The sequence below is a fragment of the Synechococcus sp. CBW1006 genome, assembly GCF_015840525.1.
In the GTDB taxonomy this organism is placed as follows: Bacteria; Cyanobacteriota; Cyanobacteriia; order PCC-6307; family Cyanobiaceae; genus CBW1002.
This window is the reverse complement of record NZ_CP060396.1, coordinates 1,035,114-1,053,254: the sequence shown is the minus strand read 5'-3', so window position 1 is coordinate 1,053,254 and position 18,141 is coordinate 1,035,114. Positions and strand designations below refer to the sequence as shown.

Annotated in this window: 27 protein-coding genes; 14 read left to right on the top strand and 13 right to left on the bottom strand. The window is 60.9% G+C overall.

Going from position 1 to position 18,141, the window contains the following annotated elements; all coding sequences use genetic code 11:
* The first annotated feature begins 117 nt into the window (after nt 1–117).
* Together H8F26_RS04995 and H8F26_RS04990 are read left to right on the top strand one after the other, a co-directional pair.
* Nucleotides 118–537, top strand: a complete 420-nt coding sequence (locus H8F26_RS04995) for a heavy metal-responsive transcriptional regulator (RefSeq protein ID WP_197157930.1) — start codon at nt 118–120, stop codon at nt 535–537.
* Nucleotides 538–898: 361 nt separating this feature from the next.
* A complete protein-coding gene (locus tag H8F26_RS04990; RefSeq protein WP_231605476.1) occupies nt 899–1,435 on the top strand; it encodes a DUF305 domain-containing protein in 537 nt (178 codons plus the stop codon).
* Between the two features lie 81 nt (nt 1,436–1,516).
* Here the strand turns inward: H8F26_RS04990 and H8F26_RS04985 are convergent, their stop codons facing one another.
* The 4 genes from H8F26_RS04985 to H8F26_RS04970 form a co-directional block, all read right to left on the bottom strand.
* Nucleotides 1,517–2,035, bottom strand: coding sequence for an NADPH-dependent FMN reductase (locus H8F26_RS04985; RefSeq protein ID WP_197157926.1), 519 nt, complete (start codon nt 2,033–2,035; stop codon nt 1,517–1,519).
* 58 nt (nt 2,036–2,093) lie between these two features.
* The gene (locus tag H8F26_RS04980; protein ID WP_197157925.1) at nt 2,094–2,378 is read right to left on the bottom strand and encodes a HupE/UreJ family protein; all 285 of its coding nucleotides are present in this window, start codon (nt 2,376–2,378) and stop codon (nt 2,094–2,096) included.
* 187 nt (nt 2,379–2,565) lie between these two features.
* Nucleotides 2,566–2,835, bottom strand: a complete 270-nt coding sequence (locus H8F26_RS04975; RefSeq protein WP_197157923.1) for a hypothetical protein — start codon at nt 2,833–2,835, stop codon at nt 2,566–2,568.
* A gap of 15 nt (nt 2,836–2,850) precedes the next feature.
* Nucleotides 2,851–3,066 (bottom strand): hypothetical protein, encoded by a 216-nt coding sequence (locus tag H8F26_RS04970; protein ID WP_197157921.1) that lies wholly within the window; start codon nt 3,064–3,066, stop codon nt 2,851–2,853.
* A gap of 248 nt (nt 3,067–3,314) precedes the next feature.
* On the opposite strand from H8F26_RS04970, the gene H8F26_RS04965 reads away from it, so the two are divergent.
* Entirely contained in the window at nt 3,315–3,614 is a 300-nt protein-coding gene (locus H8F26_RS04965) for a hypothetical protein (RefSeq protein ID WP_231598112.1), read from the top strand.
* A gap of 224 nt (nt 3,615–3,838) precedes the next feature.
* On the opposite strand, the gene H8F26_RS04960 is transcribed toward H8F26_RS04965, so the two are convergent.
* Entirely contained in the window at nt 3,839–4,033 is a 195-nt protein-coding gene (locus tag H8F26_RS04960; RefSeq protein WP_197157919.1) for a hypothetical protein, read from the bottom strand.
* A 26-nt stretch (nt 4,034–4,059) separates the two neighbouring features.
* On the bottom strand, nt 4,060–4,293 hold the full coding sequence (locus tag H8F26_RS20080; RefSeq protein WP_197157917.1) for a transposase: 234 nt from the start codon (nt 4,291–4,293) through the stop codon (nt 4,060–4,062).
* Nucleotides 4,294–4,379: 86 nt separating this feature from the next.
* On the opposite strand from H8F26_RS20080, the gene H8F26_RS19235 reads away from it, so the two are divergent.
* Both H8F26_RS19235 and H8F26_RS04950 read left to right on the top strand, forming a co-directional pair.
* Nucleotides 4,380–4,667 (top strand): transposase, encoded by a 288-nt coding sequence (locus H8F26_RS19235; protein WP_231597691.1) that lies wholly within the window; start codon nt 4,380–4,382, stop codon nt 4,665–4,667.
* 10 nt (nt 4,668–4,677) lie between these two features.
* Nucleotides 4,678–5,550, top strand: coding sequence for an IS3 family transposase (locus tag H8F26_RS04950; protein ID WP_231598222.1), 873 nt, complete (start codon nt 4,678–4,680; stop codon nt 5,548–5,550).
* A 703-nt stretch (nt 5,551–6,253) separates the two neighbouring features.
* Here the strand turns inward: H8F26_RS04950 and H8F26_RS04945 are convergent.
* A complete protein-coding gene (locus H8F26_RS04945) occupies nt 6,254–7,219 on the bottom strand; it encodes a group II intron reverse transcriptase/maturase (protein WP_197157915.1) in 966 nt (321 codons plus the stop codon).
* 76 nt (nt 7,220–7,295) lie between these two features.
* Between H8F26_RS04945 and H8F26_RS04940 the strand changes: the two genes are divergently transcribed.
* Entirely contained in the window at nt 7,296–8,789 is a 1,494-nt protein-coding gene (locus tag H8F26_RS04940; protein WP_197157913.1) for an IS66 family transposase, read from the top strand.
* On the opposite strand, the gene H8F26_RS04935 is transcribed toward H8F26_RS04940, so the two are convergent.
* Entirely contained in the window at nt 8,680–9,207 is a 528-nt protein-coding gene (locus H8F26_RS04935) for a hypothetical protein (RefSeq protein WP_197157911.1), read from the bottom strand. The genes H8F26_RS04940 and H8F26_RS04935 overlap by 110 nt on opposite strands.
* Nucleotides 9,208–9,787: 580 nt before the next feature.
* On the opposite strand from H8F26_RS04935, the gene H8F26_RS04930 reads away from it, so the two are divergent.
* A complete protein-coding gene (locus tag H8F26_RS04930) occupies nt 9,788–10,999 on the top strand; it encodes an IS256 family transposase (protein WP_197158993.1) in 1,212 nt (403 codons plus the stop codon).
* A 244-nt stretch (nt 11,000–11,243) separates the two neighbouring features.
* On the opposite strand, the gene H8F26_RS04925 is transcribed toward H8F26_RS04930, so the two are convergent.
* Nucleotides 11,244–12,119: a hypothetical protein gene (locus H8F26_RS04925; RefSeq protein WP_197157909.1), complete on the bottom strand. Its 876-nt coding sequence runs from the start codon at nt 12,117–12,119 to the stop codon at nt 11,244–11,246.
* A 366-nt stretch (nt 12,120–12,485) separates the two neighbouring features.
* Here H8F26_RS04925 and H8F26_RS04920 point away from each other — a divergent pair, with 366 nt between their 5' ends.
* The 6 genes from H8F26_RS04920 (at nt 12,486) to H8F26_RS04900 (ending at nt 14,313) form a co-directional block, all read left to right on the top strand.
* Nucleotides 12,486–12,689: a hypothetical protein gene (locus H8F26_RS04920; RefSeq protein WP_197159384.1), complete on the top strand. Its 204-nt coding sequence runs from the start codon at nt 12,486–12,488 to the stop codon at nt 12,687–12,689.
* A complete protein-coding gene (locus H8F26_RS04915; RefSeq protein WP_197157907.1) occupies nt 12,676–12,918 on the top strand; it encodes a hypothetical protein in 243 nt (80 codons plus the stop codon). The genes H8F26_RS04920 and H8F26_RS04915 overlap by 14 nt, the downstream gene beginning before the upstream one ends.
* Nucleotides 12,915–13,043, top strand: a complete 129-nt coding sequence (locus H8F26_RS19855; protein ID WP_255518581.1) for a hypothetical protein — start codon at nt 12,915–12,917, stop codon at nt 13,041–13,043. Before H8F26_RS04915 ends, H8F26_RS19855 begins: the two co-directional genes overlap by 4 nt.
* A gap of 111 nt (nt 13,044–13,154) precedes the next feature.
* The gene (locus H8F26_RS04910; RefSeq protein WP_197157905.1) at nt 13,155–13,484 is read left to right on the top strand and encodes an ABC transporter permease; all 330 of its coding nucleotides are present in this window, start codon (nt 13,155–13,157) and stop codon (nt 13,482–13,484) included.
* Entirely contained in the window at nt 13,481–13,645 is a 165-nt protein-coding gene (locus tag H8F26_RS04905) for a hypothetical protein (RefSeq protein WP_197157903.1), read from the top strand. The genes H8F26_RS04910 and H8F26_RS04905 overlap by 4 nt, the downstream gene beginning before the upstream one ends.
* Nucleotides 13,646–13,797: 152 nt before the next feature.
* A complete protein-coding gene (locus H8F26_RS04900) occupies nt 13,798–14,313 on the top strand; it encodes a cupin domain-containing protein (RefSeq protein WP_197157901.1) in 516 nt (171 codons plus the stop codon).
* 231 nt (nt 14,314–14,544) lie between these two features.
* Here the strand turns inward: H8F26_RS04900 and H8F26_RS04895 are convergent, their stop codons facing one another.
* The 3 genes from H8F26_RS04895 to H8F26_RS04885 form a co-directional block, all read right to left on the bottom strand.
* Complete coding sequence (locus tag H8F26_RS04895; RefSeq protein WP_197154071.1) at nt 14,545–15,780, bottom strand: IS256 family transposase; 1,236 nt, start codon at nt 15,778–15,780, stop codon at nt 14,545–14,547.
* Between the two features lie 791 nt (nt 15,781–16,571).
* Entirely contained in the window at nt 16,572–16,745 is a 174-nt protein-coding gene (locus H8F26_RS04890) for a hypothetical protein (protein ID WP_197157899.1), read from the bottom strand.
* 211 nt (nt 16,746–16,956) lie between these two features.
* Nucleotides 16,957–17,280: an Hsp20/alpha crystallin family protein gene (locus H8F26_RS04885; RefSeq protein WP_370594673.1), complete on the bottom strand. Its 324-nt coding sequence runs from the start codon at nt 17,278–17,280 to the stop codon at nt 16,957–16,959.
* A gap of 24 nt (nt 17,281–17,304) precedes the next feature.
* Here H8F26_RS04885 and H8F26_RS19230 point away from each other — a divergent pair, with 24 nt between their 5' ends.
* Nucleotides 17,305–17,643 carry a hypothetical protein gene (locus tag H8F26_RS19230; RefSeq protein ID WP_231605697.1) on the top strand — a complete coding sequence of 113 codons (339 nt, stop codon included), beginning with the start codon at nt 17,305–17,307 and terminating at the stop codon, nt 17,641–17,643.
* On the opposite strand, the gene H8F26_RS04880 is transcribed toward H8F26_RS19230, so the two are convergent.
* A complete protein-coding gene (locus H8F26_RS04880) occupies nt 17,627–17,884 on the bottom strand; it encodes a hypothetical protein (protein WP_231605696.1) in 258 nt (85 codons plus the stop codon). The genes H8F26_RS19230 and H8F26_RS04880 overlap by 17 nt on opposite strands.
* Between the last annotated feature and the right edge of the window lie 257 nt (nt 17,885–18,141).

The following is an 18,141-nucleotide window of genomic DNA, read 5'->3' as shown; positions in this document are numbered from 1 at the left end:
GCAGCCGCCCTGGCAAAGACAGCAAGAGCTGAGACAGGGAACAGCATCAGAGCACCAACAACCGGGAACGCCCTGTCAGCCTAAAGTCTCCCTAACAGTGGAGAGTCAAGCCGATCCATGGGCGTCACGTCTCCGGTGCAAGGCATCAAGATCGGTGCGTTGGCGGCCCGCAGTGGCCTACCGGTAAAGACGCTGCGCTACTACGAAGGCCTCGGTCTTCTCCCGGCCGTGAACCGAAGCCCGGGGGGATACCGGTTGTTCCATGAGGAGAAGAGCCTGCAACGGCTGGCCTTCATCCGCCGGCTCAAGGCCCTGGGTCTGACCCTCGAAGAGATTCAGGCCTGCCTGGCACCCCACGATGCCGGGCTGCTGCCTTGCCACGACATCCAGCGGCAACTCAACCGCCAGATCGAACGCATTGACGAACGCATCGATGAACTGGGCCTGCTTCGCGAGGAGATTCAGATCCTGCTGGGCAGCTGGCAGACCGCGCCCCGCCAGGATGATGCAGTGATCTGTCCCAATCTGCAGGTCTGAGGGAGAAAACAAGCCACGGTCAGGCCACTGCTGACTGACTGATGCACTCACCCAGTGCCTGGCATGGCTGGCCCACAGGCCCCATAGAACAAACTGCTGTCAATCCAGAGCAGTGGATGAAGCTTCAGCCGGGTGTTGCCCAGATCGGAGCGGCGTGACCATCCTGAAGACAGGTGTTCCAGGCGTGAGGCGGCGACTCGCTGTCAATGAGTTGTTGCCAATTCACGATCCGATGAGAAGGCGCTCAGAGCGAACCAGATCCTGGAACAGGGCTTTGCTGGGTCTTGCCAGTGCGGGGGTCTGCATGGCGTCCCTGTGGGCTGCGTTGCCATCCAGATCCCAGGGCTGGGGAGGCTATGGAATGCCTGACCATGATGAAGACATCGAGAGGGTCGGCCGCCCGGGGATGGGCCTGCCCTCAGACCAGCCGTTCATCGTGATGATGATTCCCCACCACGACGGAGCGATCGCCATGGCCGATCTTGCGCTCAGCCGTGCCCGGCGGCCCGAGATCAAGGCCCTGGCGAAGCGGATCCAGGCCAGTCAGACGAAAGAAAACGCCCAGATGAGGGCCTGGTACCAGCAGTGGTTTGGCCAAAGCGTGCCCACCTGGGGACCAGGGGCGGGCTGGGGCGGGCAGGGCCGGATGGGAGGGATGGGAATGGGAATGGGGGGTGGGCCCATGGGGTCGAGCACAAACCTGATCGCCCTGAGCCAGGCTCCCGACTTCGATCGAGCCTTCATCGAACAGATGATTCCCCACCATCAGATGGGCGTGATGATGGCCTCCATGGCCCAGATCAACGCCCAACACCCTGAGCTGCGCAAGCTGGAGCACGCCATGGTGCGGGTACAGAGCGAGGAGATTGAACAGATGGAGCAGTGGTACCGAAAGTGATACGAAGCTCAGGGGGCACAACGCTGAGAGCCTGCGTCCGGATCAATCCATTCGGCTGTTGATCGATCCGTTGTTGATCCATCAGTGATTGATCGCTGCCAGTCTCTGCAGACGTACCACCAGATCATCGATCGAGTCGTCCTTGGCCGGGTTGAAGCGATTGCTCACCAGCTGCCGGCCGACCAGATTGGCACCGAGATGGGCCAACTGCAGCCGAAGCGCGGTGAGCACCGTGTAGCCACCACCGCCAGAGTGGGTGGCAATCGCGATTGGCCGATGGTTGAACAACCTGCGGAAATCATCCCCCTGCACTGAGAGCCAGGCGACGGCACTGGTGAACAGCGGCGGAATCGAGCCGTTGTACTCCGGTGTGCAGATCACCCAGCGGGGAGACGCATCCAGCCATGCATTGAGCTCGGCAACCCCAGCGGGGATGCCGCTCTCCGCCAGAGTCAGAGGATTGAACAGAGGCAGTGAGAGGCCCGTCAGGCTGAGCACCTCCGCGGACAAATCGTGCCCGCGTGCCGCTGCCGCAAAGCGCTCAGCGAGGCGGAGATTCTCGCCGGCACTGACGGAGATCACGAGGACATCGGCGGCCATGAACAATCAGATGAAGGGCAAGGGGTGGGCGAAAAGCCGGAATCAGAACACCAAGGGATCAGCGCACCAGCAGCCCGATCGGCTCCAGGGCGATCACGCCCCCACAGAGGGCAAGCAGCAGGAAGCCACCGCCATTCACCAGCAGCGAGGCGCCGAAGGCGCCCAGCCACCAGAGCGCGGCGGAGCCGTCCGCCGGAGCCGCGGCCGCCCCCACACCGATCAGCAGCAACAGGTGATCGGCACCGGTGGGCGGATTCAGGAAGCAGGCGGCGATGCTGCCCTGGGCGATGCCGTGGGCCTGGGCCGGTTGATCCAGCAGCAGCATCGCCAGGCAGGCAGGCATCACCGGCGATGGGGGCCAGGGAGCGGAAGGAGGAGGAGGGTGTCATCGAACGAGCCGGCCCGCGCCGGTGATGGTGGGTGAACACGGCGAGCGTTCTGACTGAGAAAGCCGGACGGCCTCCATCACGGCTGCGAGACAGTGCCGTGATCGGTTCAGGGCGATCCTGCACCCCACCGGACTTTCCTCCTTACCCCCAGGGAGTGACCCGCTGGAACCGTTCGCGCCATTCTGCTGCCAATGCCAGCCGAGCAGCAGCAGGCCGATGGCCAGCCTGGGCCGCCAGCAGCACCAGACCAACGATCAACAGAAGATCGCTGGGTTCCAGCAGGAGCCGGGCGATGCCGTCGCCCCAGGGACCCAGCCCCAGAAGAGTTACCCCACCACCAGTCGTTCGCATGAAGGAGCGCCCCTGGTGGAGGCCCTCCAGTTCTTCAAGCCTCGGGGCGATCTCGGCCATGGTGCCGGCCTCACCTCAGGTGATCGAGACACTGCCGGCATGAAGCACCTTGGAATCCTCCATGGCTGCGAGAATGGGGCGCAGTATCCCCAGGGCAGAGTGCCGAGCAGCGATGTAGCCATCCTCGGCGTTGCGCATGGGTTGGCCAGCCTGCGGCGGTCCTGGCAGTGAAGAGTCGGAGACAGCAGGGAGGTCAGTGTCCAGGGCGGAGCAGATGTCGTCGTCGTTCATCTGACCGGGGGCGCATGTCTGAACCCAGCGTGCAGGCGAGGGCAGGCTGCCAGGCAACTCTTCCTGCGAAAGACAGAGTGGGACTTGGACTGCCGTTGCGCTCACTCCCGTTAGACAGAAACGAATGCCCGGTGCAACCGTCCTGGCCCAGAGGCAGGAAGTACCAGCTCAACAGGATCGTTCCGACAGAAGCAGCCATTCCCATGACGATGCGCCACTAGCCTCCACCCAGGCAGCAGCCAATCGTTTTGAAGGAACTGACCAACCACCAGCTCGACCTTGCACGGATTCCTGATCCCGAGGGAGACCTGCACGGCTGGGAGCACTTCGCCCACACGATCAATGGTTACGAAGCGGCCGGGTCATTCGAGGCCTGCGCCGATCTGGCCAACCACAACTGTGCAACCACGCTCACGGAGCTGCGCTGCGCCCTGTTCTTCGTGGCCAGGAGCGATCGCCACGGTGGGATGTTCGACGACTGCAGCCCCCAGGTACGGGAGCTGCTGAAGAAGATTCGGACGCGGGTGGAAGCCGGAGATCTGAAGTGAGTCTTCAACGACAGCCAGCACACTGACGATCAGAACATGATCGTAGGCTTACGACACCTCGTTGAGAAAGAGTGAGCACATTGGGGTTCCCCCGATTACGTGGACACCGATCAAGGGTTCACGGGAGTGAGTGCAGGGGCAACGATGCATCGCTGCTCATCGTCGATCGGACTGATGTAACCGATCGTTGAATGGCGGCGCTCGCGGTTGTAATACCCCTCAATTCAGAACGCAAGATCGCGCTGCAGCTGTTGGGGTGAGATCAAGACTTCTCGGCGGTGGTGCTCATGGAACACCGCCTGGATCTCAGCGGTGATCACGGCGTTCTCGGCCGCCCGCTGTCCCGGCGCCTCCTGCCGGTGTCGCCAGGCGTAGTCGCCGCTACGGGCCACTCCCAGCTGCCGGCACAGCCAGGCCACCGAGGGACGTGTGGCCAGCTGGTCGATCAGGCGAAACCCTTCGGCGGCAGCTGCTCTTTGGCAACGTGCGCTGCCGCCAGCCTGAAAAAATCCTTCTCCCTCCTGAGCTCTCGCACCTCCTTGCGGAGCCGGTTGAGCTCGGTGCGCTCCTCACTGGTGAGCAGGCCTTGGTCACGGGTGCCAGCCTGGCCCCGATCAATGCGGGCCTGCCGCACCCAGCGAGCCAGGCTGCTGGTGGGAAGGCCGAGACGCTCGGCCACGGTGTTTGAGGTGGTCTGGCTTTTCTGGACAGGCCCCATCGTTAACCTCTGAGGCGGGGTACCGCCCCTGAAAGGGGCTCCCACCGATGAGCAAGCGCCGCACCCACAGCCCCGAGTTCAAGGCCAGGGTCGCCATGGAGGCGATCAGTGGCCGCAAGACGATCCAGGAGATCGCCGCCGACCACGCCATCCACCCGATCCAGGTGAGCCAGTGGAAGCGGCAGCTCCTGGACGGTGCCAGCGAGCTCTTCACCCGAGGCAAGAAGACCAAGGACAAGGAGGAGGGGCAGGCCAAGGAGGCGGAGCTGTTCCAGCAGATCGGACGGCTGCAGATGGAGCTGGAGTGGCTCAAAAAAAAGTCTCAACTGCTCTGATGCCCGTGAACTGCGCAAGCTGGTCGATCACGACCACCCCGAGCTCAGCATCAGCAGGCAGTGTGCGCTGCTGGGGCTGCCTCGATCCACGCTGTACTACCGGCCGACACCGGTCCGTGTATCGACGCTGCGGATCATGGCCAGGATCGATGCTCTCTACCTGGAGGATCCCTGCAGCGGCAGCCGCCGGATGGTGGACTATCTGGCCCAAGATGGTATCCCGATCAGCCGAGATCGAGTGCGAAACCTCATGCGGCGCATGGGATTACGGGCGATCTACCAGAAGCCCCGGACGACGGTTCCAGGTGATCCGTCCGTGCGGTTCCCCTGCCTGGTGGACCTCACGCAGGTCACGTCGGTGGATCAGGTCTGGGCGACCGACATCACCTACATCCCTCTGCAGAAAGGGTTCCTCTATCTGGTGGCGATCATGGATCTCCATTCCAGGCATGTGCTCAGCTGGAGGCTCTCCAACAGCCTTGACACGAAGTTCTGTCTGGAGGCCCTGGAGATGGCCTTGGGAGGCGGCCGTAGGCCAGAGATCTTCCACTCCGATCAAGGCTGTCAGTTCACGTCCGCTGACTTTGTGGCCAGACTCAAAGGGGAGCGGATCCAGATCAGCTGGTCCGGCAGAAAGCGGTGCTACGACAACATCCTTGTTGAACGGCTGTGGAGGACTGTCAAGTACGAGGAGGTCTACCTACGGGCATACAGCGATGGCTGGGACGCTGAAATCAGCCTGGCCCGCTTCCTGTGGCGGTATTGCCATGTAAGACCTCACAGTTCCCTTGGAGGCAAAACTCCCCACGCGGTCTACACTGAGGCCGAACCATGTTCCACCCGTCCTGGGTTAACGATGTCAGGGGCCGGAACTGTCCAATAAAAGGCACCCACCTCAGTTGCAGGAAAGGCTCTCTTGGAGGCAAAGCTCCACGGCCTCAGCCTTCTGTAGCGCCGTAAACCGACATCTGGTTGTGGATGGATTGGTCATCGATGGACAGTCTGATGGTCATGGCGTGATCATTAGCGACTTGTCCTTGAAACCGGGGGAACCCCACAGCCATTGCATTGGCTGTACTGGTAATGAACCTCAAGAACCTGCTGGAGCTTCTTTTTGTCCTTTTTGCCTTCTTGTTTCAGCTAATGATCGGCACTGAATCCATCCGAAGAGGCGAGGAGCGACTCCTGAGCAATCAACCGGCTGCAGCCTGAGCAACACTCAGTGTTAGGCCGGACCTCCTCACTTTGTTATCCTGGGGGCTGCTTCTTGCTTTCTCAGGAGGCCCTAAATATTCTCAGAGGCATCGCTATCCTTGCCGAGATTGCAGAAACGAGACGATAGCAAGAATAGCTGGCGTCCCAAGGCTTGGTGTAAATCCCCCGGCACCCCCACCCCGGCGTAGCCGGGGTGGGCCGCGCACCTCAGGTGGCTGGCCCAGCGGCTGGCGTTGCAAGGGGTGGGCAGGCCCGTTTCCCTGGTTCGAGAACCACCTCAACCAGACGAACCATGTCGAGTCACCCCGGGGAACTTCCCCCCGAGGTGCTCACAGAACCGTACGTGACACTCTCGCGTCATACGGCTCCCATCATCCACATGCCACTTCACTGACTCGACGCCAGTGCGCGAACAGATCACGATGTCCAGACCTGATCCTGGCAAGTACTCGCCAGCTTTGGAGCCGACGACCCCGCAGCCTTTTGTACTTCTGCCGTAACCAGGCTGCAATTCTGTCATCCAGGTAGCGATACAACTTCCTGATCAGTTCTGTCCTATAGAAACGACCGTAGTACTGAATCCAGCCACGAATCACTGGATTCAGCACTTTAGCGATCTCCTCAAGCGACAGATACACGAGCGATGGAAGCCCTATCGACCTAATCCTCTCCCGCATACGCTGGAGAGCCTGCGGACTCACTGCCGGCAAAAAGCCTGTGTAGATGACTCCGCGAGAATTGCGAGACACACGTGGCCGAAACGCGAAACCAAGAAACGTGAACGTGACATCAGCAAACGGTGCCCGGCGGTTGCTATCCCTGCAGTAGACCACCTGGGTCTTCTGGGGATGAAGCTGGAGGCCACAGGACGCAAAGCGATCCTGCAATGCCTCCAGCAACCGCCGAGCTTCCTTCTCGCTGTGGCAATGACAGATCACATCATCTGCATAGCGCTCAAAGGCAATGGCCGGGTGGCTCCGGCGCATCCACACATCAAACGCATAGTGCAGGAACAGATTGGCCAGCAGTGGACTGATGACACCACCTTGCGATGTGCCCCGGTCCCTGGGATGGAGCGTGCCATCCGGCAACAGAACCGGTGCCTGCAGCCATCGTTGCAGGTAGAGCACCACCCAGCGCTCGGAGGTATGGGCCTTGATCGCGCGCATCAACAGGTCGTGATCGATAGCATCGAAAAACCCCTTGATGTCGAGATCGAGAACCCAGTTGGACCTCCAGCAGCGCTGACGGCAGACCTCTACTGCCTGATGCGCTGACTTGCCCGGTCTGTAGCCGTAGGAATCCTGATCGTAAGCATTCAGGGGTCGGGACAGCACGCGGCGAACATCGTCTCTGCTGAACCCTTGACGGCGTCCTGATTCCCGTTTGCATCTCAGGCAGAGACTGCTTGAGATGGGCGCCCCTCCTGCTGGCATTTCCGAGGTGGACTGGTTGTCGTGGCCAGCTGGTGCCAGGGAGTTCATCCTGGCTCAACAGGAGGAGATGGTGCAGCTCCGCGTCCAGCTCACCGCCCTGGCGACCGAACTGGCCCATCTGCGCGAGCGGATCGGCCGCAGCTCCCGCAATTCTTCCAAGCCTCCCTCCAGTGATGGCCAGGGGTTTAAGCCGCCCGAACGACGCAAGGGCAGTGGCCGCAAGCGCGGCGGCCAGCCGGGCCATCCCGGATCTGGGCCGGAGCTGCTGCCGATCGAGCGGGTGGATGAGGTGGTCGAGCACCACCCCCAGGCCTGCCGCCGCTGCGGCACGTTGCTACAGGGTCAGGATCCCGAGCCCTTGAGGCACCAGGTGATCGAGATTCCACCGATCACGCCTCTGGTGATCGAGCACCGGCTGCACCGCCTGGTCTGCCCCTGCTGTTCCACCAGCACCTGTGCCTCGTTACCGGCGGAGGTGGAAGTAAGCCATTACGGTCCCCGGCTCAGTGCTCTGGTGGGTCTGCTGGGTAGTGCCTTCCCGTTGAGTTTCAGCAAGACCCAGGCGCTGCTGGATCAGCTGCTGGGGGTACAGATCAGCCGGGGAGCGATGGCCACTATCCGCCAGCGCTTGAGTGCAGCACTGGAGCAGCCCATGCAGGAGGCCCTTGCGTTTGCCCGTCAGCAGTCGGTGGTCTATGTCGATGAAACCGGTGCCCCCACCGGTAATGCCGATGGGGGCAACCCCGATGGCCGGCGCGGCTGGGAGTGGGTCATGGTGACCGCCATGGGGGTGACAGTGTTCTTGCAGAGCCTGAGCCGCTCGGCTGCCGCCGCGATCGACCTGCTCGGGAATGCCTTTGGCGGAATTGTGGTGAGCGATCGCTTCTCCGCCTACAACCATCTCCCGCTGGAGCAGCGCCAGCTGTGCTGGGCGCACGTGATCCGCGATCTCACCGCCATCGCTGACCGTCAGGGCGCCAGCGGTGAGATTGGAGCGGAGCTGCTGGGCCTGCAGCAGCAGCTGTTTGCCCAGTGGCACCGCTACAAAGACGGAACGATCGACTGGTCCACGTTGCAGCAGGGCTGTCGGCCGATCCGCCAGGCGTTTGTGGGCACGCTGCAGCGGGTTGTGGAGCTGGGCTGCCAGCGCGGCGAGCGAACGCCGTGGGCCAAGACGGTGCGTACCTGCCATCAGTTGCTGCAAGTGAGCGATGGCCTCTGGACCTTCCTGGAGATTGAAGGGATCGAGCCCACCAACAACGCAGCCGAGCGTGCCCTGCGCCATTCGGTGATTCAGCGCAAGATCAGCCATGGCGTCCAATCCCGCCAGGGTGCGATCTGCCGCAGCAGGCTGCTCACGGTCACCACCAGCCTGCGGCAACAGGGCCGTGATATCTGGCAGTTCCTGGAGCAGGCCTTGATCGCCCATCATCGCGGCGGTGAGATGCCATCGCTGTTGCCGAATCCCTGAGCCGGCCGTCATCGATCGTGGTGTCTGTGGTCGCTTGGTGATCAGCGATCAAGGGCGGTGAATGCTGCGCGGCTGCGTCACGGCCCCTGAACGGATACTCCTGATCAAAGATCAGCTCCAGCTCTGGCTCCAGCACCTGCTTGACCACCATCTGTGCGATGCGATCAGCAACCGTCGGGATACCCAGCGGCCTGACGCCTCCACCGGATTTGGGAATCTCCACACGCCGAACTGGTGGCGGAAGATAACTTCCTGATGCCATCCGATTCCAGAGTTTGTAGAGATTATTCTCCAGATCCTTGTTGAAGTCGTCCAGGCTTTGGCCATCCACACCGGCCGCCTGTCCGTTCCGTTTCACCTGTTGATAGGCCTTCCAGACCATCACCTTGGTAATCGGTAGCGGCTTGTCTGTTGTCATCCCATTCCTCCTGCCGTAGGCAGTTGATGGGAGACTCCAAACGGGATGATGCAACCCCTTGGCTCCGAGTCCGTTACAGACCCATCATCGCTACTACGGGTTGCTCCGCCCCTGCCACAGACATCGGTATTGACCCTCATGGTGGTGACCACTTGGGATGTTCCCTTGGCATTCCATGGCAGGTTCTCACGTTCCGCATCAGGGCCTGCGATGAGCTCGTGCCGTCTATACGCCGGCTGCCGTGTGGTCCATAGACAGGCTCTGTCCACACTGATCCAGGAGATTTGGGCCGCCTCCCGTTTTGGCAGCGTCTGAAATAGATATCGGCGCGTCATCAACGGTTCGCTTGCGCTCACCTTCTCGTCGCACACCTGACGGATCCAGTCCGCCGTTTCCCCGTCGCTCACCACCACGTCTTTTGAACGCAGCAGCACGGGGTGGTTTGGTACCAGCCCCTGCAGGCCGATCCCGGGAGGCCACACTCCCATCCCCGATGCAGTTTCATCAGCCTTGGCTTTCACCTGCTGACTCGTGACACACGCCCAAGACTTACTGTGCCGCACCCGACCTCGCGCCGCTACTGGATGGCAGCACTGCCGGTGAGTTGATCCCCGAGCTGGCCCGTTACGGCCTGCAGCAGCTGATCGAGCTGGAGGTCGCTGCCGTGCTGGGTGCCGACCGCCACGAGCGCACCGAGGAGCGGCTCGGCTATCGCAACGGTTACCGGCCCCGCAGTCTGACCACCCAGGTAGGCGACATCGACCTGCTGATCCCCAAACTGCGGGCTGGCAGCTTCCTGCCCTCGATCCTCGAGCCCCGTCGCCGGGTGGAGCAGGCCCTCTACGGCGTGATCATGGAGGCCTACATCTGTGGGGTCTCCACCCGCAAGGTGGATGCCCTGGTCGCCGCCCTGGGATCCCAGAGCGGTATCTCCAAATCCCAGGTCAGTCGCATCTGCCAGGACATCGACCAGCAGGTGCAGGCGTTTCTGAACCGGCCCCTGCAGGAGTCCGGCTACGCCTACGTCTACCTGGATGCCACCTACCTCCACGGCCGGCTGGGCAAGGCCCTGCAGGTCTGCTCAAGGGCCGTCGTCGTCGCCATGGGGGTCAACGCCGATGGTCGCCGTGAGCTGCTGGGCCTCAAGGTGGGCGACAGCGAGAGCGAGGGCTTCTGGAGTGAGTTCCTCGCCTCGCTCAAAGAGCGCGGCCTGACTGGCGTCAAGCTGGTGATCTCCGACGCCCACGTGGGCCTCACCAAGGCCATCAGGCGCCAGCTGCAGGGCTGTGTGTGGCAGCGCTGCCGCGTCCACTTCGCCCGCAACCTTCTCCAGCGCGTCCCCAAAGCCCACCAGGGCATGGTCACCGCCGCCCTGCGCTCGGTGTTCGCTCAGGAGGATGCCGGAGAGATCCTCAGCCGCTGGGATGACCTGGCCGCCTCGCTGGCGGAGCGCTTCCCCAAGGCCACCGAGCTCATGAACGAGGCCAGAGAGGACGTGCTGGCCTTCCGTCACTTCCCGCAGCCTCACTGGAAGAAGGTCTGGAGCACCAACCTGCTGGAGCGGGTCAACGAGGAGATCAAGCGCCGCACCCGCGTCGTCGGCATCTTCCCCAACGACGCGTCGATCACCCGCCTGGTGGGCGCGGTGCTGCTGGAGCAGCACGAGCATTGGCAGCTGGAAGGCCGCCGCATGTTCTCCGCCGAAAGCATGGCTGCCATCCCGGAGCTGGAGGATCTGCCGGCCCTGCTCAGCGCCGCCGCCGCAGAGGTGCAAGACGCAGGCCCCAGGTGATTGAGGTGGCAGCGCCCCCACAGGGCGCAGCGGCCTCGATCGCCGCCCGGGGGCCGGCGCTGTAACCCCTGGGCTGCATAGAAGACTCCTGCCGCTCACAACACAGCCGCGATCAGACGAGAGACTTGACAAGTCAATCGTCTCGTTTCATCGTGGAAGAACGAGGTGCATCTGCACCTCAGGAATGACAGCCCGTCATTCCACCCTGTTCACCCTCTGAGTCAGGGCATTCGGGCCTCGGGTTTTACACCACGCAAAGGGACGCGGCCGCAAGAATACGGTGTTTCTCACTGGCATTAAGAACTCTTTCTTCTTGTCCATCTATCTTTTGGATCCAGCGGGCATAAGTTCTCCCATATCGTTGCTCTTCGTTGCCTCTATTGAAAAAAGCCCTCTGAATCTTCATTTCATAATCACGATATCTTTCATAAACGGCATCTAGTTCATCCTTGGTAATACTTGGTCCACATTCATCTCTAATTTGAAGTATCAGGTCCCTTGCGCGTACTCTTACATGTCGGTTGCTTGTTATCGACAATACATAATAGATTTTCTCTGCTTGCTTTAATGTAGGGGAAATATTCTGGACTTCGACAGATTGAAAAAGCGTAGCGTCAACGTTTAAAATATCGAAGAAATCATTATCGATTTTCTTTTCGCGAAATTGAGAGAAGTTAAATGGGCGGACGATAACATCCTCATTCGGTAATACCTTCGCAAGTTTCGTTAATAAGTCGTAAGTTGCAATGTATGCCTTTTGGCGATCAAGATATTCGACAAAGTTGCGAAAGGCGGGACTTGAGTCGCGGTTACATAGCCAGATCGCTGCAAAACTATAAAAAGAAATGCAATAGGAAACAACTTCCCTTATGTAGCAAACAATCTTGATATTGAACTCATTGCTGTAATTGCAAACTAGAGTGTAAAAAATATCGTTCCTATTGTGGCATAAATCTTCGTCAGAAACAACCAAGCGATCAGAGGTTGAGTTGGCTCTAAAGGTTTTCAATCTCTCGTAAAAATCCTGAGCTATTGTATCGCCAGGAGCGTCTTTTGCAAATGTACATTTCCCATAATACTCGATTCTTTGCTCTGAAAGCCTTTTTTTGTTGGCACTCATTAAGTGTTGCAAATATGTGGTAGCCGTTTTATGAGTCCCGATGTGAAAACATAGTTCCTTCTTCTTCGATATATCTGTCATAATGTGCTTCGTTTGCTCTTTTTGAATCCATGCTCCATCCGTTTGAGGCGGGTTAGCTTATTTTGACATAACACTTATTGGGCTGATCCGCATTAAAGCCCGGCCAGCCTGATTCTGTCCGCATAAGATCCCATTCTCACTACGACTTGTAGCAGCGGTCTTTTGGTATGCGATGGAACTGGAACAGGGCGATGTCCCAGTTTGAATCTTCAGCGGCCCCGGATAAGAAGCCAAAGTTTTCTATTCAGTCTGCGTGCCTCACTTGGCTGGCAGTCAGGGCAATCAATGCAGATCCTGCATAACCCCACCCTTCCCGTATCGCGGACCCTGGCAAGAGCTGGAACCCCACCAGGGTCCAATGCCCACCACCACTCGCCCCAGACGCACTTCCGCTGCAAGGAGAACCCCACCCTGAGCGGCCTGCGGGGCCGGCTGCCACTGGTCTACGACTGCTGGAACCTGCTGGAACTCCCCGATGGCAACAGCTAGTGCCAGCATCCTGCTGAGCCTGTTCCCCGCCGCCGGCGATGTGGTGCATCCACTGTTCCTGGGTGGGCCCAACGAACGGATGATCGCCAACACGATCGACAACCTGCTGCTGGTGCAACTGCAGGCACCGCGGGCAGCAGCCCTGAAGCTGGTGCTGATGGCGCTGATCACGCTGGCGGCACTGCTGCAGCTGCGCGGCCGTGGCATGGAGGAGCTGCTGTTGCCATGAACCGGCTGGGAGCCTTAGCGCTGGGAGTGCGGAGTGCGTTGGCCTACGGATTGCTCTATGCGCCGGTGGTGGTCACGGTGCTGTTCAGCTTCAACCCGCCCCGCGGGCGCTTCAACCTGGTGTAGAAGGGTTTCACTCTGGAGAACCGGCGCCATCCGCTGCGCGATGCCGCGCTCCTCGAGGCGTTCTTCACCAGCCTCGGCCTGGCCCTGGCGGCGGCGCTGCTGGGGGGCCTGATGGCACTGGCGCTGGGCCGTGCCAGTGTGCGAGGCAGTCGTTGGATTGAGCTGCTGCTGGCCCTGCCGCTCACCAACCCGGAGATCGTGCTGGCCACAGCGCTGCTGAACCTGTTCGTGGGCATCGATCTACCGCGTGGACCCCTAACCCTGCTGCTGTCCCACAGCCTGTTCTGCCTCAGCTACGCAGCGCTGATCCTCAAGGCCCGGCTGGCAGGATTCGACCCAACCCTGGAACTGGCATCCAGGATCTGGGGGCACCACCGCTGGAGGCCTTCCGCCGGGTCACCCTGCTCTGCTTCTCCCTGTCATTCGACGACTATGTCGTGAGCAGCTTCACAACCGTTGAAACGATGACCTTGCCGCTCTATCTGGCCGGTGCTTTCCAGCGTCAGATCCCTCCTCAGATCCAGGTCCTGTCCACCGTGGTGCTGCTGGTGAGCGCGGCGCTACTGGTGCTGGCGACGCCATCGCGGCAGGGCCGGTCGTGATGGGGGCGGCGAGACTGCCCAGGTCAGCACCCGGTTGATGACCTGGCCAGAGTCAGGACAACCCAGGCGATCGATACGACACCTCCTCGGGAGTGACGGGCTGGCAATCCTGCGCCGAATCCCCCAGACTTCTGCTTGACCGCAGGCGACTCATGTCCGTCCGTGCAGCAACCAGGCACCAGACGAGGCTCAAGACTCGGCGGTGCTGGCTGGCCCTGCTGCTGATCGGTGGCGGGCTGCTGCTGGCAGGCCCAAGGACACTGGCGGATGGGGAACCCGCCGAGGTCAAGGTCCAGACGCTGGTCCGCTCAGGCCAGGCCTGGAACGGAACACAGCTGCCCGCCTATCCCAGCGGCGAGCCGGAAGTCACCGTGCTGCACATCACGATTCCGCCGGGGGTGAGGCTGCCCATGCACATCCACCCAGTGATCAACGCCGGCATGCTGATTCGCGGCCAGCTACTGGTGATCAGCGAGGCGGGAGCCAAAGTGCAGCTGAAGGCGGGGGACGGGCTGATCGAGATGGTGAATCAACCCCACTACGGCACGAACAACGGCAATGAAGCTGCCGAGATCGTGGTGGTTTACGCGGGGGTGAAGGGAAAGCCGATCACCGGGCCGCGTCCCTTGGCGTGGTGTAAATCCCGAGGCCCGATTGCCCTGGACTGAGGGAGAACAGGGGTGAATGACGGGCTGTCATTCTCGAGGCGCATGTGCACCTCGTTATTTCACGATGAATCCAGACGATTGACTTGTCAAGTCTTTCGTCTGGATTGCCGATCGGTTGTGGGCTACACCTGCAATCTTGGTCGTGACGTCTGCGGTGCCGGCCCCCGGGCGGTGATCGCCGCCGCTGCGCCCTGTGGGGGCGCTACGGCGCGATCTCCTGGGGCCTGAGGCTCAGGCCGCTGCTTCTTGCAAGGAAGGCTGCGTGGGCAGCTCCGCCAGTGAGGGGATGGCGGCCATGCTCTCGGCGGAGAACATGCGCCGGCCCTCCAGCTGCCAGTGCTCGTCCTGCTCCAGCAGCACAGCCCCCACCAAGCGGGTGATCGAGGCGTCATTCGGGAAGATGCCAACCACCCGAGTGCGGCGTTTGATCTCCTCATTGAGGCGCTCGAGCAGGTTGGTGCTCCAAGTCTTTTTCCAGTGTTGAGGCGGGAAGTGACGGAAGGCGAGCACGTCTTCCCGGGCGTGCAGCATGAGCTCAGCAGCCTTGGGGAAGCGATCCACCAGTGAGCTGGCCAGATCGTCCCAGCGGGCCTCGATTTCGTCCGTTTTCTCCTGGGCGAACACTGAGCGCAAGGCAGCGGTGACCATGCCTTGGTGGGCCTTGGGCACCCGTTGGAGCAGGTTTCTGGCGAAATGGACCCTGCAGCGCTGCCAGCAGCTGCCCTGCAGCATCCGCCGGATCGCCTTGGTGAGGCCCACGTGCGCGTCGCTGATCACGAGCTTGACCCCAGTGAGGCCGCGCTCCTTGAGCGAGCCAATGAACTCGCTCCAGAAGCTCTCGGTTTCGCTGTCGCCCACCTTGATGCCGAGCAGCTCGCGGCGACCATCGGCATTGACGCCCATGGCCACCACCACAGCCCTGGAGCAGACCTGCATCGCCTTGCCGAGACGCCCGTGGAGATAGGTGGCATCGAGGTACAGGTAGGCGTAGCCGGTGGCCTCAAGGGGGCGGTTCAGGAAGGCCTGCACCTGGATGTCGATGTCAGCGCAGATGCGGCTCACCTGAGATTTGGAGATGCCGCTCTGGACTCCCAGGGCGGCCACCAGGGCGTCGACCTTGCGCGTTGAGATGCCGCCGACATAGGCCTCCATCACCACGCCGTAGAGGGCCTGGTCCACACGGCGGCGCGGCTCCAGGATCGAGGGCAGGTGGCTGCCGGAGCGCAGTTTGGGGATGCGGAGATCGATGTCCCCCACCTGGGTGGCCAGGGTGCGCGGCCGGTAGCCGTTGCGGTAGCCGAGCCGCTCCTCGCTGCGCTCATGGCGCTCTGCGCCGAGCACGGCAGCGACCTCCAGCTCGATCAGCTGCTGCAGGCCGTGGCGCACCAGCTCGGGGATCAGCTCACCGGCGCTGCTGCCATCCAGTAGCGGCGCCAGCTCAATTGCGGCACCATTGGACGTGGGCATGGTTCGTCTGGTTGAGGTAGTGCTCAAACCAGGGTCACGGGCCTGCCCACCCCTTGCAACGCTGGCCGCTGAGCGGAACGTCTGAGGTGCGCGCTCAACCCCGGCTACGCCGGGGTTGAGGTCCCCAGGGATTTACACCAACACAGGGGACGCAAGCGATCACCGTGCTTGAACCCGCTGCCAAAGCAAGTCCAAAGCCGCGTCTGACAGCACCTTGATGCGATGCAGCACGAGGGCACTGCTGAATCCGTTCTAGATGGTGGGATGGACGAATCGCACGAATCAGCCAGATCATCGCAAATAGGAGATAGACCATGAAAAAAGAACAGCTACAGAGGAGATGCTGAGCATGACTGGTGATCCAGTTGAGAGTTTAATGCAGTTGGCCGCTGGCCATTATTTGCCTCGGTGTCTCCATGCCGTCGCCAATCCTGGAGTCGCCGACGCCCTGAACAACTCGCCCCAGCCCGTTGCCGCGCTTGCCGAGGCGACCGACGCAGACCCAGCAGATGGCAGGGCTTAGAGTTGATCCAAGAGCCCTTGTCCTAGAAGGACGATTAATCGAGGCAATCAAGACCACTCGCGAGCAAACAGGAATCAGCCTCAATGAAGCCAAAGACGCCGTTGACGCCTTTCTTGTCAATCCTCAATCAACATCACGGACGAGCAGACCAGTCTCAAGGCATCAATCCGGAGACATTCCCCTTCAAGCAATCCTATTTTGGGAAGAGGGGAGTTTGCTCAACGCGATCAAAACAACCCGAGAAGCATTCCATATTGAACCCAGAAATTCACGGCAGATTCAAATCCGCATCGGCCAGGCTGCGCAAACGCTTGATCACCAAACTGGCGATGAACATGATCATCATGGGCAGCATTCTGCTGATCGTCCTCCACTTGCTCGGAAAGAAGTGACGCCGCGGCTTGACCAGGCAGAGTTGGATGATTGGCAGGAAGAAGTCCACAACGCAGGGATGATGATCCGATCGCTTCCGCCTTCGAAGCTTCTGACATGCCAGCATCCCAAGCTGAACAGGTGGCACTTGTCCGTGTCAGAGCGGCTGGGTTCAGTGAGCTCACCTCGATGGCGCAGGACAGAAAAGGCCCCCGACAGGAAGCCAGGGGCGCATGGTTCATGGGAACGTGTGAGCCACCCCGAGGGGCAGGACTATGGTGTTAGCCAGCCACCTTCACCGTGACAGTGCTGACTTTGTTAGCCTTGGGGGCAGTCACGGTGAGCAGACCATCGCGATAAGTGGCTTCCAGCTGATCGCGCTCAATGGCGACAGGGAAACGGAAGCTACGACTCCAGGTGCCGTAGCGGAATTCGCTCAGAAGTGGGGCAGGGTCAGGCTTGGTTTCGGGCAAAGTTTGACCCTCTGATACGCCTTCAGCGGCCAGAGACTCTCGGCCGGATCGACGCTCGGCACTGATCACCAGGCTTCGATCGGTGGCCTTGACATCAATGGCGGACTTGTCGACCCCTGGCAGTTCGAGCACAACGGTGTAAGCCGTTTCAGTCTGATGAACCTCGGCTGCCGGCACGTGCTCAGTGTTCTGCGGCAGCTGGTTCAGCTGTTGGTTCAGTTGCTGCTCAAGACGATCGATCAGACCGTAGGGAGAGGAGGTGCGCAGGCTCAGCATGATCTGGTGGCGAAGGATGATTGGCGGGGCTTCATCGCCCTCGTGATGCCAATGTCGTCGGAATTGATCGATCCCTCTGTCGTAGAAACCCACCGGATCGATTCGGTCCTCACGACCCCGTTCGGCGAACCGGCTCACATGGTCGCGAAAACCGAAACAGCGGCGGCCTTTGTCACCGCAGGGTGTGCAGCACTCACCAGGCTCAGGAACGCGGCTTGATCAGCTGCAGCACCTGTGGACCGGATTGACCGGCACGACGTTCGCAATCGAGCAGCTCCAGGATGGAGCGGGCGGAGGCCGTCACATCGCCCTGCTCTGCAGCGAGGCGGGCTTCAGAGTCGAGACGGGTGATCCGTTGGTTCAAGGCCAGACGGTCATCCGCAGCGGAAGCAGCCGCCGAGGAGCGCAGCGGATTGAGCACAGCCGTGGGAGTCCGCAACGATTTCACCCTGGCCTGCATGGAAGAAAGCACTTGACGACAAAAACGGAAGAGGGAGCCAGAAGCATGGACAGTCCAGAGTGGCCGCAATCCCGACATCCACTGAAGGCATCAAGGACAACGATTCAGGAGAAGGCCATCGAGATGGAAGCAGCGCTCACGGGGAACATTGCTCGCTCGAAAGCAGTGCTCACGGAAGGGTCGATCGACTCCTGGCACAAAGCGAAGGAGAGGCATTAGAGATCGATGTGACCACAAACTGATCCTTCGTAAGCTGA